The 14709-nt window shown below is 44.2% G+C and carries 12 protein-coding genes and 2 tRNA genes; 10 read left to right on the forward strand and 4 right to left on the reverse strand.

The genetic code is table 11. The features are described from left to right. Positions 1-64: 64 nt before the first annotated feature. From AAIR98_RS02135 to AAIR98_RS02150, 4 genes are all read right to left on the reverse strand, one after another. Entirely contained in the window at positions 65-1798 is a 1734-nt protein-coding gene (locus AAIR98_RS02135; protein WP_423970603.1) for an ABC transporter substrate-binding protein, read from the reverse strand. 13 nt (positions 1799-1811) lie between these two features. Further along, positions 1812-2780, reverse strand: coding sequence for a C39 family peptidase (locus AAIR98_RS02140; protein WP_423970604.1), 969 nt, complete (start codon positions 2778-2780; stop codon positions 1812-1814). 664 nt (positions 2781-3444) lie between these two features. Beyond that, a tRNA-Pro gene (locus AAIR98_RS02145) sits at positions 3445-3518 on the reverse strand. Between the two features lie 80 nt (positions 3519-3598). Then, positions 3599-3672, reverse strand: a tRNA-Ile gene (locus AAIR98_RS02150). A gap of 189 nt (positions 3673-3861) precedes the next feature. Here AAIR98_RS02150 and AAIR98_RS02155 point away from each other — a divergent pair. The 10 genes from AAIR98_RS02155 (at position 3862) to AAIR98_RS02200 (ending at position 14697) form a co-directional block, all read left to right on the forward strand. After that, positions 3862-5100, forward strand: a complete 1239-nt coding sequence (locus AAIR98_RS02155) for a nucleoside permease (protein WP_423970605.1) — start codon at positions 3862-3864, stop codon at positions 5098-5100. 21 nt (positions 5101-5121) lie between these two features. After that, positions 5122-5616 (forward strand): YajQ family cyclic di-GMP-binding protein, encoded by a 495-nt coding sequence (locus AAIR98_RS02160; RefSeq protein ID WP_423970606.1) that lies wholly within the window; start codon positions 5122-5124, stop codon positions 5614-5616. 6 nt (positions 5617-5622) lie between these two features. Then, complete coding sequence (pheS, locus tag AAIR98_RS02165) at positions 5623-6672, forward strand: phenylalanine--tRNA ligase subunit alpha (protein ID WP_423970607.1); 1050 nt, start codon at positions 5623-5625, stop codon at positions 6670-6672. Positions 6673-6680: 8 nt separating this feature from the next. Then, positions 6681-9053, forward strand: coding sequence for a phenylalanine--tRNA ligase subunit beta (gene pheT, locus AAIR98_RS02170; protein WP_423970608.1), 2373 nt, complete (start codon positions 6681-6683; stop codon positions 9051-9053). Between the two features lie 74 nt (positions 9054-9127). Next, positions 9128-9361, forward strand: coding sequence for a hypothetical protein (locus AAIR98_RS02175; RefSeq protein ID WP_423970609.1), 234 nt, complete (start codon positions 9128-9130; stop codon positions 9359-9361). A 203-nt stretch (positions 9362-9564) separates the two neighbouring features. After that, positions 9565-9870, forward strand: coding sequence for a cell division protein ZapA (zapA, locus tag AAIR98_RS02180; protein WP_423970610.1), 306 nt, complete (start codon positions 9565-9567; stop codon positions 9868-9870). A gap of 8 nt (positions 9871-9878) precedes the next feature. Beyond that, the gene (locus AAIR98_RS02185) at positions 9879-10874 is read left to right on the forward strand and encodes a hypothetical protein (RefSeq protein WP_423970611.1); all 996 of its coding nucleotides are present in this window, start codon (positions 9879-9881) and stop codon (positions 10872-10874) included. A 3-nt stretch (positions 10875-10877) separates the two neighbouring features. After that, entirely contained in the window at positions 10878-12119 is a 1242-nt protein-coding gene (locus AAIR98_RS02190) for a replication-associated recombination protein A (protein WP_423970612.1), read from the forward strand. Positions 12120-12463: 344 nt separating this feature from the next. Next, positions 12464-13501: an L-threonine 3-dehydrogenase gene (gene tdh, locus AAIR98_RS02195; RefSeq protein WP_423970613.1), complete on the forward strand. Its 1038-nt coding sequence runs from the start codon at positions 12464-12466 to the stop codon at positions 13499-13501. Positions 13502-13509: 8 nt separating this feature from the next. Further along, positions 13510-14697: a glycine C-acetyltransferase gene (locus tag AAIR98_RS02200; RefSeq protein WP_423970614.1), complete on the forward strand. Its 1188-nt coding sequence runs from the start codon at positions 13510-13512 to the stop codon at positions 14695-14697. Positions 14698-14709 lie beyond the last annotated feature (12 nt).

Consider the following 14709-nt stretch of genomic DNA (forward strand, 5'->3'; position numbering starts at 1 on the left):
TGTAGTTTTTAAGCGGTAGATGTCTACGTCGGCGCGTTGTCGCGCCTTCTCAACATGACTTGTTTTATTCTTTATATAAAGGGTAAAAATAAATTCCCATAAAAACCGGGTTATCGTAAAAACCTTTTACCCTGCTGCGATGCGCCCACAGGCCCGAGGGATAAACGGTATAAATTTGCAGCGCCTCGTCGTAGGATTTGCGTTGTATCTGCGAATATAAAGACGATCTTTCTTTAACGCTGACGCTGGTTACCGCGCGTTCTATAAGCGCGTCAAGCTCCGCATTTTTAAAACCTTGGCTGTAAGCGTAACGCCCGTGGCTGTGCAGGAATGGAAACACAAAATTGTGCGGGTCCGCGTAGTCGGCAATCCAGCCGCGCGACCACATTGGCATTTGGCGGCCGTCTGTCTTTTCTAAAAATGTTGCCCAGGTTACACCGCGCAGTTCTATTTTAAATTTTGGATTAAGCGACTCTACGTTTCTTTTTAAAATTTCACACGCTATTTGGCGCATTTCGCCGCTGGTGTTGTAGGTTACGGTAAATTTAAAACCTTTTTCCCACACTTTGCCGCCCCAGGCTTTTTTAAAATATTCTTTAGCTTTTTCTTTGTCAAACTCATAATAAGGCGCGTTTTCGTCATAACCCAAAAGACCTTTAGGTACGGGGCCGTTGGCCAGAGTTCCTTTGCCTTCCATGGTTTCTTTTAAAAAGGCCTGGTAATCAAATGAATAGGCAAAAGCCTTGCGTAAGTCTTTATCTGTAAAAAAATCCGACGGTATGCCATTGCCGTCCAGCTTGCCGGAACCCACGTCTGGGTTGGCGGTTGTGTTAATGTCCAGGGTAAAAAATACTACGGGGTCAGTTTTTAATCTGGGCAGGTTGTCGGCAATTACTATTTCGTCACGGCCGGCAAATTGCGCGTCAAACTTTGTGGAAATTTCGGCCAGGTCAATATCGCCGCTTTCAAGCATCAGGCGCATGGTGGAAGGTTCGTCCACCGTCATAAGTAAAATATTTTTTATTTTTGCGGCGCCAAGAAAATAGTTTTCGTTCGCGGTAAGCGTAAGGCGTTTAGCGGGAATGTCCCAGCGCAGCAGTTTAAACGGGCCGGTGCCGTTCATATGGTCAAACAGGTAGGAGGAGTCACGGTCCGTATTATTAAATTTTTTCCATGTAGAAATGCCGCCGTCCCACTGGCCGTTATCAGCGCACCATTTTTGGCTGACAACATATGACCAGCGCGCCATAATTGACAGAAACGGTGAGAACGGGCGTTTAAGTTTGATTACAACATTGTCGCCAATAACTTTAACTGCTTCTTGAATTTCTTTATCTGTAATTGTGTAGGTGCCGTTTGGCCCTCTGGTAGAGGAAACACCCAAAATAGGTTCCAGCAGTAAGTTAGACGGGCCGCCCGCGCGGTCAGACAGCATAAAGCGCAGCATGGAATATTTTACGTCCTCAGCGGTAAGTTCTGTGCCGTCGTGAAACTTAACGCCTTTTCTTATGGGGAAAGTATATGTAAGGCCGTCGTTAGATATTAAACCGTTTTCAACAGACGGTACTTTGGTTGATATAAGCGGTTCAAATTCTGTAATAGAACTGCCTTTAAATTTGATAACCGTGTCATACACGTTCATTATCAAACCTTGTGTTACAGCGTCGTAGGAATATATAGGGTCAAGCGACTGCATTTCGCCTTTGTGCGCGAAAATAATAGTTTCTTTATTATCCTGCGAGCCGTTGCCGCAGGCAAAAATAAAAAGTGTTAAAGCAATAAGCAAAAATTTTTTCATAAGAATTTTCCTATTAATATAAATTTGGTTTTACTATTATGTAAGACAACCCCATTTTATTGCCCAGCCATACTTTGGCAAACTGTTCTTTGTCGTAAATTCTTTCTACGGTGTCATCGGTGGGGGCGGCGGGATCGTTAACGATAATATTGCCTTTATCGTCAAAACCTTTTATAAGTACCAGGTGGCCTTTGGTAGATTTTTTTGGCGCGTTATCCAGCTCGCCCTCGGTAAATGTAATTGACGCTATTATAGGCGTGCCGCAAGATACAATATTGTACGCTTGTTCTAACGTGTTTATTCTTGTTACGTAAGAATCCAGCCCTAGGTTGCCGGCGTAAATTGTATTAAAAAGCCAGTTGCCGTAAATATCGTTTTGTTTGTCATATACCGCGTCAACTACGTCAAACAGACTGTCTTTAAACGCATAATATTTTAGAAGCATGGTAACGCACGTTGGGCTGCAAATCCTTTCTTTAATATCTCTTCCGTTTGTTATTTGGCTTATGGGTGGGACATTTAGTTTAACCGCTTTAATATCGCCTTTTACGGCCTCGTTAAGGTTAAACTCTGCGTCGTTTTTTATTATGGTATTTGTTAAGCCCAACAGCATTGCTTTGCCGGTAATTGTTATGCGGTATTGCACGGCTGTAGCGTATGAGGCGCAGGTAAAGTTATCTATGTTCAGTTTGCCTATATTTGACTCCTGCGGGTCGAAAGAAGTGTTATGTTTATGTTCAATTTTTATTATGTTTAGCCAAGGAGTTTCCTGCGTATCTTTAAATATTTTGGCTTCAAGTAATACTGATGAGTTTTGCGGTACAAACACGCAGGGTGAAAGTATTAAGTTTGAAAAATTGAAAGGGGTTTCGATAACTTTTGAGATTGTTATGGTGGAGGTTTCTGTTTTTATTGTTTCCAGCGTGTTATTTTTGGTGTGGGCAAAGCTTAGGGAGTTGCGGTAAAGAGGGGTGTGGGGCATAAATTTTTCCTCCCTAAAATATGGTTCATAGTTTCGCGCTTTGAGCGCGAATTACTTTTTTTATCGTAAAAAAGTAATCAAAAACCTCGCCCCGCCATGGTCGAGCAAGGTGTTTTAAGGGTTTTTGAATAACTCGTAAAAAATTTGTTGTAGTACGGCAACCTATAAATTTTTTACTCAAACAGAATTCAAAAAATACCCTTAAAAACTTTATATATTGCCTCTCCTTGACTGCGGGGCAGAAGCAAAAACGGCATAACAGCACTTATTGTTACACAAGCTTGGGAGCCTTATATATTAAATGCCGTTCCCTCAGCGACGTAGGAGCGTGAGGGTCTCAAGCCAAAACTAAAATTATTTATCAAATAAAAATCGGGGCACCCAGACTTGAACTGGGACGAGAAAAACTTTCGTCCTCTACCTATTGATACGCTCGGCAAGTTTGCCTCGCTTTTTGAGGTTCCCAAGTCGAACATAACACTTGTGTCCCAAACTAAAGCTAATTTTCAAAATAAAAATCGGGGCACCCAGACTTGAACTGGGACGAGAAAAACTTTCGTCCTCTACCTATTGATACGCTCGGCAAGTTTGCCTCGCTTTTTGAGGTTCCCAAGTCGAACATAACACTTGTGTCCCAACGTAAAACTATTTCTCAAAATAAAAATCGGGGCACCCAGACTTGAACTGGGAACCTCTCGCTCCCAAAGCGAGCGCTCTAGCCAATTGAGCCATGCCCCGTATTATACAGCAACTGCTTTTGCCCTACATTTTGATTATATTAAATAAATTGCCGCTTAAAAAAGCGGCAATTTATATACTGCGCCCGGCAGGACTTGAACCTGCGACCCGCCGATTATGAGTCGGCTGCTCTAACCAACTGAGCTACAGGCGCTAAAATTTAACTGTAAAACTATTATAACAAATTTTCTTTTAAATAAAAAGATGGAAATTAGACGCTTTTTATAGCCTCCCCCCATTTTACACGGGGGTGCCATATTGTGCAAGATTTGATATTATATATTTTACAGGCATGTGCCTGCGCGTTAAAATTAACAATAAACTAGACAAGAGGCGGTTATATATGAGCATAAAGATGCGTCTTACGGTAATGAACTTCCTGCAGTTTTTTATATGGGGTTCTTGGCTTATTACAATAGCAAACTATTGGTTTGGAACAAAAGGCTGGTCAGGTGCGCAGTTTGGATTGGTGTTTTCAACAATGGGTATTTCATCGCTTTTTATGCCCGCCCTTATGGGTATGCTGGCCGACAGAAAAGTAAACGCGGAACGTTTATACGGTATACTGCACATACTTGGCGGCGCGACTCTTACCTGTATGCCTATGGTGACTGACCCTACAATATTTTTCTGGGGTATACTTTTAGCAATGTTCTTTTATATGCCTACGCTCGCTCTTTCCAACTCTATCGCATACACAGTGCTTAAAAAAGAAGGGCTTGATATTGTTAAGGCCTTCCCGCCGATACGCGTATTTGGCACAATAGGTTTTATCGCCGCTATGTGGATTGTTAACTTATCAGGCAACAAGGCATCCCCAAACCAGTTTTATATAGCCGCAACGGCCGCTTTTATACTTGGCGCATACGCTTTTACCTTGCCCGCTTGCCCGCCAACAAACGACGGTAATAAAAAAACAATTGCTCAGGCTCTTGGTTTGGACGCTTTTGCCTTACTTAAAAACAGGCAGCTGGCATTATTCTTATTGTTCTCCGTTTTCTTAGGCGCGGCGCTGCAGCTTACCAATATGTACGGCGACGTGTTTTTAGACGATTTCAGCAAAATACCCGCCTACGCCAACTCTTACGTGGTAAGATTCTCCACAATCATAATGTCTATTTCGCAAATATCGGAAACTGTGTTTATTTTAACCATACCGTTCTTCTTAAAACGTTTTGGTATTAAAAAGGTTATGCTTATCAGCATGATAGCGTGGGTGCTGCGCTTTGGCCTGTTTGCCTACGCCGACCCTGTTGGCAGATTTTGGATGATCATAATGTCCTGCATCATTTACGGTATGGCTTTTGACTTCTTTAATATCTCAGGTTCTTTATATATGGACAACGCGGTCGAGCCTAAAATGCGCTCCAGCGCGCAAGGGCTTTTTATGATGGCCACCAACGGCCTGGGCGCGGTAGCGGGCAGCTTTATCAGCGGTATAGTGATAGACGCTTTCTTCACGCACGGCAATATGAAGGACTGGCACGGCATATGGCTTAGCTTTGCAATATACGCCTTAGTAATAGCGGTGCTGTTTATGGTGTTTTTTAGGGAGCCGGCCGCAAAAAAATCAGCAGCATAAATATAATTTAGGAGATTTAATATGGCAGATTACAGCTTTGACGTAGTTTCAAAAATAGAAAACAGCCTTATTGAGGAATCAATAGCCGTTGCTTTAAAAGAAATTGTAAACAGGTACGATTTTAAAGACTCAAATTCCACCATGGAATACAACGCTAAGGATAATGAAATAAAGCTTTCCTCGGCCGATGACTTCAAGGTAAAATCGCTTTACGACATTTTGCTTACCCGCATGTCAAAACGCGGCATAGGCCTTAAAAATTTTAAGCCCGGCACTGTGGAAAGCGCCCTTGGCGGCACCGCCAAAATGTCTGTTAAAGTACAGCAGGGTATACCATCAGACAAAGCAAAAGAACTTGTTAAAACAATAAAAGACGCTAAAATGAAAGTAAACGCCTCTATACAGGGCGACCAGCTTAGAATAACGTCTAAGTCTAAAGACGACTTGCAGGCAACAATGGCCCTGCTTAAAGCAAACGACGCGGGTTTAGACTTGCAATTCACAAATTACAGATAGGACTATATGAACTTAAACGAATGGAAAGAAAAATGCTCCGCCGTGGCGGCGGAGTATGTTGATATTATTTCTAAAACAACAACGCTTGAAGCATTAGAAACCGCCAGAGTTGCCTCCTTAGGCCGCAAAGGCGTTCTTACTGAACTTCTTAAAAACCTGAAAGACTTTAGCATAGAAGAAAAAAAGGTCGCCGGCCCGCTGGGTAATGACCTTAAAAAAACTTTAGAGTCCGCCTTTGACGCTAAAGAGGCTGAACTGGCATCGGCCAAATTAAACGAAGAGCTTAACAAAACTAACATTGATCTTACTCTGCCGGGCACGCCTGTAACGGGCGGCCACAGCCACCCGCTTACAATAGCCTTAGAACGCATGACAACGGTGCTTTCCAAACTCGGCTTTGTATGGACAGAAGGGCCGCAGATTGAAGAAGAAAAATATAATTTTGACTTTCTTAACATTCCGCAAAACCACCCCGCGCGCGACGTGCAGGACACACTTTTTATAGCCAACTCCGCCAAAAAGGGCATGGTGCTGCGCACGCATACCTCTAACGTGCAGGTGCGTTATATGGAAAAGAATAAACCGCCGCTGCGCATTATGTCGCCCGGCAGAGTGTTTAGAAAAGACGATATAGACGCCTCGCACAGCCCGGTGTTTCACCAGATAGAAGGTTTGTACGTGGATAAAAACGTTACTATGGCTGACCTTAAGAGCGACTTGACCGCATTTATGAAAGGCTTGTTCGGTAACAAAGCGGAAGTTAAATTCCGTCCGTCATTTTTCCCGTTTACAGAGCCCAGCGTTGAAGTTGACGTAAAATGCGTACTTTGCGACGGCAACTCGCCTTGCGCTTTCTGCAAAGGTACCGGCTGGAAAGAGATGCTTGGCGCCGGCATGGTGCACCCCAATGTGCTGCGCAATGTGGGCATAGACCCGGAAGTTTACAGTGGTTACGCTTTTGGCATGGGTGTTGAGCGCCTGGCCATGTTAATGCTTAATATTAAAGATATTAGAGCGTTTTATGAAAATGATTTAAGGATTTTAAAGCAGTTTTAGGAAAATAAATGAAGATACTTTACTCTTGGTTAAAAGATTATATAGACATTAATTTAACGGCGGAAGAACTGTCCGCCAAGCTTGGCGCATTAGGCATAGAAATAGCGTCGGTAGAAAAACGCGGCGCGGATTTTGAAAATGTGCTTGCCGCCAAAATTTTAAAAATTGACCGACATCCCAACGCCGACAAACTTTCTCTTGTAGAATTAGACAATGGTACAGAAGTAAAAAAAGTTGTTTGCGGCGCGCAAAATTTAGAAGTAGGCATTATAGTGCCTTTAGCGCGCGAGGGCAGCAGGCTGGGTACAAACGTGCTTAAAGCGGCCGAGATACGCGGCGTAAAATCAGACGGTATGATTTGCTCCAGCGACGAGCTTGGTCTTACCGCAACCCGTGCCAAAGGTATTTTACATTTAGACCAGTCTATTAAACCGGGCACGGACGTCAGCAGCCTTTACGGCAAAGCGGACTATATTTTTGAACTTGAAATTACCTCTAACAGGCCCGACCTTTTGTCACACCTAGGCGTAGCAAGAGAGTTAAGCATCGCGCTTAACACACCGCTTAAACCTGTAGCTTTAAAACCTGTTACAGAGTCTGGCGACTCCCCCAAAACAATAATAGAAAGCGAAAACTGCCACCGCTACACCAGCCGCGCGGTACGCGGCGTGGCAAACCCGCAGTCACCCGCCTGGATGCAGGAACGTTTAACCGCTATGGGCGTAAACCCCAAAAATGCTTTGGTTGATATCAGCAACTATGTGCTCTATGACATTGGCCTGCCGCTGCACTTTTTTGATTTGAATGATATTAACGGCGACGTTATTATCCGCCAAGCGGCTGAAGGCGAGGCTTTTGAAATTTTAGACGGCACCAAGCTTACGCTTAACTCAGGCGACCTTATGATTGCCGACAAAGAAAAACCGCTTTGTCTGGCTGGCGTAATGGGGGGCCTGGGCAGCGGTATAAAAGATGACACTAAAGATTTATTTATAGAAGCGGCCTATTTTAACCCGCCCACAATAAATAAAACTGTTAAAAAGTACGGCCTTTCCAGCGAGGCCAGCCAGCGTTTTGAACGCGGCGCGGATATTTCTATAACAGCAACCGCGCTTAACAGGGCTACCAATTTAGTGCAAGAAATCTGCGGCGGCACCGCCGCGCACGCGCAGGACAATTACCCCGCGCCCTACACAAACCCCGTGGTTTCATTTACTCCGCAGGATATAGCTAAAATCCTCGGTATGGAAATACCGGACGCTAAGCTTAAAGATATTTTTAACGCGCTTGGCAGCTTTGATTCCAACCTTACGCCGTGGACGTTTGTCTCGCCCGCGCACCGCCGCGACCTTAACCATAAATGGGACATGGCCGAGGAAGCCGCCCGCTTTAACGGTTATGAAAACATACCCGTTGCAGGTACCCGCGCCAGTGTGGCGTTTGCCGAAAACCCTAAAAATGTGGATATTGCTACGCAGTTTGCCGCCAAACTTATCGGGGCCGGGTTTTGCGAATGTAAGAACTTCGACTTTTTGTCTGAACGTGATTTAAATAATTTTGGTTTTACAAAAGAGCAGGCTATAGAAATTGCCAACCCGCTTAACGAGGATTGGCAGTATATGCGCCCCACTTTGCTTGCGGGCCTGCTTAAAAACGCCGCCTTTAACCAAAGCAGAAGCACGGCAGATTACAAATTTTTTGAATCAGGCAAAGAATATCTTTTGGCCAAAGGTTTCCCGGCTGAAAACTGGACGATTGCCGGCGCAGCGTGCGGTAATGTTCAGCAACAGTATTTTGCCGCGCAAAAGCCCGCACAGGCTGATTTTTACTTTATTAAAGGCATGGTAGAGGAACTGCTTAAAGATATGCCGGGCGTAACATTCGCCCCGGCGGCCAAAGCGCCTGTTTACATGCACCCCAAGGTGTGTGTGGATGTGCTGCTTGACGGTAAAGCCTGCGGGTTTGCGGGCAAATTACACCCGTTAACGGCAAAAGCATATGGCCTTAAGAATGACGAGATCTTTGTGTTTTCACTTGCCATAAAACCGCTTGAGAAAAAGTTTAACGCGCAGGATTTCAAACCTGCCCAGGCAGTGGCGCAGTTTCCGTCATCATATAGAGACTATTCTTTTATTATTGATGAGAACGTTGCCTATAGCCAAATAGAAAACGCTATAAAGGGCAGCGGCGCGTGGGCACAAATGTCTTACAGTTTAATGGACGTTTACCACGGCAGTAACGTGCCGGCGGGTAAAAAAAGCGTAACACTTAACTTTGCTTTCTGGCTGATGGACCGTACTCTTAAAGACGCAGAGGTGGAGGATAATATGAATAAAATAGTGTCCGCCATAGCGGCGCTGGGCGCGGAACTTAGAAAGTAAAAAATAAGCTTAAAATTTGTATATTATAGGGAGGGGATTTTAGAACCCCTTCCTATAATTTTTATATTAATATTATGCAAGAGAAAATAAAACAGTTAGAACTGCTTGTATCGCAGGCAACGGCCAGGTTAACCGGTTTGGAGGAAGAGAACTCCACGCTTAAAAACCGTTTGCGTACCGTTGACGGGCAAATTAACAGACTGCGTGAAATAGAAGACGAAGCCCGCGAGCTTCGCGACTGGAAAAAAAACACTCTTGCTCAACTTAAAAAACTTCAGTCCAAAGTAGAAAAAGAATTAAAAGGGTAATAATTTTTCCTCTCCCTCTTAGGGGAGAGGAGTAAGGTGAGGGTGCTACAGCTTTTATTCATAAAGGCACTTTATTTTATAACAGCACATATTTGTGTGCATCACCCTCACCTGCTCGTATACACTCGCTTCCTCTACAGCTTGATATCTGCATGCTACGCTACCCCCTAAGAGGGAGAGGAAAATTTATAAAAGGTAAAATTATGGCAAAAAAAGGCATAGAAGTTTCTGTACGCAGAATACCTTTAGAGGTGGCTATAACTGGCGTAGAGCCTATGGAGATAGCCACGCTGGTAACTATGGTGGAAGACCGCATGCAGCGTATTTCTGACAATACCGGCAGTGTTGACACTCTTAAGCTTGCCATAATGGCGGCCATGGAGTTTGCCGCCGAAGTATATTTAAAAGGTTCAGACGACGGCGCCAAACGCCAGGAAGAGCAGCACAGAATAGACGAAATTATTTTAAAATTACAATCCACCCTGTCACACACCTTGCCAACTAAATAGGAGAGGAAATGAAAAAATTCTTTATCAGGCTGGGAGTATTTTTCTTAATACTGATTGTTTTGTTTGTAGTTCTTTTGGTAACACTAGGCTATATTTACCGCCCCAAACCGTTTATGTATAAAATTATAAACAAAACTTCCGCTGCTGTTACGACAGAAGAAAAAAAACGTATTACTGTGGAATATATGAGTAAAAATGATTTCTACCATAGTAAATATAAAGACAGATACATGGAAAATTGTCCGTCTTTTGCCTCAAGAAAAACAAATACCTGGGATTATAAAAAATACTACACAGAAATAGAATACGTCGAATTTTTAAGAAAATACGGCATGGCCGCCCATAATAAAGCCTGCGCTAAAACTAAAGAAAATGTAAAAAATTTTACGAAATCGGTAGTTGCCGAGGCGGGCACAACCATAACAGGTAAAGAGCTGAGAAAAAAGGCTCTTGCTTTAGAAAAGGAATATTTTGCCAAACAAAAAGCTGTTGACGATAATTTTGATAAGGTATTAAATTCTTTTATAACTTTTGATATTAAAGAAAAAATTGCCAGACACGCTATGGATGTGGGTTTTGAAGATATGGGGGTTTTGCCGCAGAAGTTTGGTACCATGTGCATGGCGGATGTTGATAAAAAAATACTTCCCGCCAAAGACTATGTTTTTAATGTTTTTCTGGGAACTTTTGACGGTAATCCTACCCCAAAAGATTTTGAAAATAGGTTAAGTGATATGGGCGATGTTATCGCGGCTGCTAATGAAAGGTGCGTTGTGGTAAGTCTTATTTTAGGAAAAATTATAGATAATGGCGTACTTGACCGCAGCAACGGCAAAATATATTTTGACGCCGCTATGACACATACCAAAGAACTTGGCGAAAAATATCATAATTTAACAGGCACCCAAATGGGTGAAATGACTTTAAAAAAAGTGGATGAGATAAACAAATCTTTTCTTAACATGCATAATAACGCAACACCAACAATAAAAGTTTCTAAATAATTTATGGAAGAAAAACAGATGCCTTTAGCGGCGCGTATGGCGCCCAAAAATTTAGACGAGTTTGCCGGGCAAAAGCATATCATTGGCCCGGGCAAAATGTTGCGCCGTCTGGTGGAGTCTGACACTATTAAGTCAGCGGTGTTTTTTGGCCCGCCGGGCTGCGGGAAAACCGCGCTGGCCCGTTACATAGCTTCTAAAACCGAGGCCGTTACCGTAGAGCTTAACGCGGCGGCCGCCGGCGTAGGCGACGTTAAAAAAGTAATAGAAGAAGCTAAAGAAAGGCGTAACGATACATTCCTTGAAAAGCGCACACTTTTGCTGCTGGATGAAATACACCATTTTAATAAAACGCAGCAAGACGTACTGCTGCCCTCAGTTGAGCGCGGTGACATTATTTTAATAGGTTTAACTACCGAAAACCCCTATTTTTACATCAATTCCGCGCTGCTTTCCCGCTTTTCCATTTTCGAGTTTAAACCGCTTGCCGCTGTAGATTTTGAACAAATTTTAACCCGCGTACTAAAGCTTGAAAACGCCGCAATAGACAAAGACGCCAAAGAATTTTTAATAACCCAGGCCAACGGCGACGCCAGGCGTTTATTAAACGCCATAGAACTGGCTCTTTTAACAACTGATAAAGACAAAAAAGGCGTAGTAAACATTACGCTGGATATTGCTAAAGAGTGCATACAAAAGCGCCATCTTAATTATGATAAAAAAGGCGACGAACACTACGATATTATCTCCGCCTTTATAAAATCTATGAGAGGCTCTGACCCGGATGCTGCCGTATACTGGCTGGCAAGAATGTTAGAGTCCGGCGAGGACCCGCGCTTTATAGCCCGCCGCATTTTAATTTGCGCCAGCGAGGACGTTGGCAACGCCGAACCCGCCGCCATTATGGTGGCCGAGGCGGCCTTTAAATCGGCCGAGGTTCTTGGCATGCCGGAGGTGCGTATCCCGCTTGCCCAGGCCGCTATTTACGTGGCCGCCGCGCCTAAATCCAACGCTAGTTATTTGGCCATAGACGCCGCTTTTGAAGAGGTGCGTACAGGCATTGCCCGCCGTGTGCCCGCGCATTTACGCTCAGGCTTTAAAAACGAGGGTTACAAATACGCGCATGATTACCCTAACCATTACGTTAAGCAGGAATACATGCCAAAGCCCAAAAAGTTTTACGAGCCCACAGAAATGGGCAAAGAAAAAAATATCAAAGAAAGACTAAAAAAGTTAAAAGAACAGTAAGCTATTTTCAGTTTTTATATACGCCTTATCTCCTCTCCCTCTTAGGGGAGAGGAAGTTTTTTTGCGTTGTTTGCCGCATAGCGGCTGCAAAAAAGCAGGTGAGGGTGCTGCTGGGGTTATAAAATTAGATTTTTAACATAAGCTTTACAGCATAATATTTGTGCGCATTCCCCCTCACCCGCTCGCTTCGCTCACGCTCTCCGCATTTTTATATATGCATGCTACGCTATCACCCGATGGGGCGAGGGGATAAAATGGGGGGCGCTATATAATAATCATATATCCCTTTAAAAATTTTAAAAATAATATAGAATATTGCTAAGGCGTTTTAAAGGAGCCACTTTATGAAAGCACTTTGCAAAACAAAACCTGAAAAAGGCGTTGAGTATATAGACGTAGACGTCCCCGTAATCAAGCACGACGAAGTCCTTATAAAAATTTACAAAACATCAATTTGCGGCAGCGATATCCCGGTTTACAACTACAGCGGTTGGGCCCCCAGAAGAATACCTATCCCCTTCGTCTTCGGGCACGAGCTTTGCGGTGAAGTGGTAGAAATAGGCCCCGGCGTAGAAACGCTTAAAAAAGGCGACTTTATTTCAGTAGAATCACACGTTTTTTGCGGGCACTGCTACCAGTGCCAAAATGACCAAAATTATGTTTGCTCCAACATGAAAGTCATAGGGTTGGACAGCCAGGGCGGTTTTGCAGAGTATGCCGCTATCCCCGCCCGCGTGGCGTGGAAGCACAAAGACGACAAGTTTAAAGAAATAGGCTCTATTTTTGAGCCGCTTGGCAACGCGGTTTTTGCCACCTTGGCAGATGAAATCGCCGGGAAAGACGTGTTGGTAACGGGCTGCGGCCCGCAAGGCCTTTTTGCCATACAAATAGCCAAAGCCTGCGGCGCGGGCAAGGTGCTTGCTATGGAAGGCTCACAGTTCCGCAAAGAAATGGCCGAGCAAATGGGCGCCGATATGATATTTGACCCGCAAGAGGGCGATTTACTCAGAAAAATAATTTCCGCCTCTTCTGACCCCAGCGGCATTGACGTAATTTTAGAAATGTCCGGCCACCCCGACGCTATTAACCTGGGCCTTAAAGCCGCTAAGCCCGCTGGCCGTTTTACGGCGTTTGGCTTGCCCGGCGCGCCGTTGACACTGGACTACTCGAATGATATTGTATTTAAAGGCGTTAAAGTAGAGGGCGTTACAGGGCGTAAAATATTTAAAAGCTGGCACCAAATGGACAGTTTGCTTCGCAGCGGCGCCATTGACCCTACGCCTGTTATAACGCATACATTTGAAATGAAAGATTTTGAACAAGCTTTTGCCACCATGATGGACCCCGAAAGAAAGTGCGGCAAAGTAATTATGGTGCCTTAGAGGAAAATATGAACAACAGACTTAACTTTTTAGACGGCGAAATAGCGCAGTTAAAGGAAGAAAACAGGTTTATTAAGTTGCACATTTTAGAGTCAGAACAAGCGCCTGTGGCGGTAATTGACGGTAAAAAAGTTGTTAACTTAACGTCTAACAATTACCTTAATTTAACCACGCACCCCAAAGTTAAGCAGGCAGCGGCCGACGCTACCATGAAGTACGGCATAGGCACGGCGGCTGTGCGCACAATTATCGGCACAACGTCACTGCATGAGGAACTGGAACAGAGACTTGCGGAATTTAAAGGCACCGAGGCCTCGCTGGTAATACAATCAGGCTTTACGTCCAACACAGCAACCTGCCAAAGCCTTATGACCAGCCCCGAAGACGTGCTTATCTCAGACGAACTTAACCACGCCTCTATCATAGACGGCGGGCGCCTGTCTAAAGCTTTTAAAAAAGTTTACAGGCACTGCGACATGGCCCACCTTAAAGAAATTTTAGAAAGCCCCGAAGTAAGAAAGGCAAGACGCAGAATGCTGGTAACAGACGGCGTTTTCAGTATGGACGGCGACATAGCGCCTTTACCTGAAATTGTAGAACTTTGTGAAAAGTACGACACCATTATCATGGTGGACGACGCGCACTCAAGCGGCGTGCTTGGCCGTCAGGGCAGGGGCACCGTGGACCATTTTGATTTAAAAGGCCGTGTGGACATACAGATAGGCACGCTTTCAAAGGCTTTTGCCACGATAGGCGGTTATGTTGCCGGCTCTCAGAAATTACGTGATTATATGGTTTCTACAGCCAGGCCGTTTTTATTTTCCAGCTCCCATCCGCCAAGTGTTATTGCAACATGTTTAGCCGGGCTGGACGTTATTTATAATGAACCTGAAAGGCTTAAAAAACTTTGGGACAATACTAAATTTTTTAAAGAGGAAATTATTAAAGCGGGTTTTGATATAAACAAATCCGAAACGCCGATAACGCCCGTTATGGTGCGCGACACCAAAAAAGCCATAGAGTTCAGCCAACGCTTATTTGAAGAGGGCGTTTTCGCTCTTTCCATAGGGTTTCCTACGGTTGGTAAAGGCAAAGAGAGGCTGCGCAATATTATTACCGCCGGCCACACCATAGAAGATTTAGAACATGCTGTAGCCGCTTACAAAAAAGTGGGCAAGGAGATGGGTATAATCTAATTGCCAAGGGGA

It is taken from the genome of Elusimicrobium simillimum (genome assembly GCF_049639735.1).
Taxonomy (GTDB): Bacteria; Elusimicrobiota; Elusimicrobia; order Elusimicrobiales; family Elusimicrobiaceae; genus Elusimicrobium; species Elusimicrobium simillimum.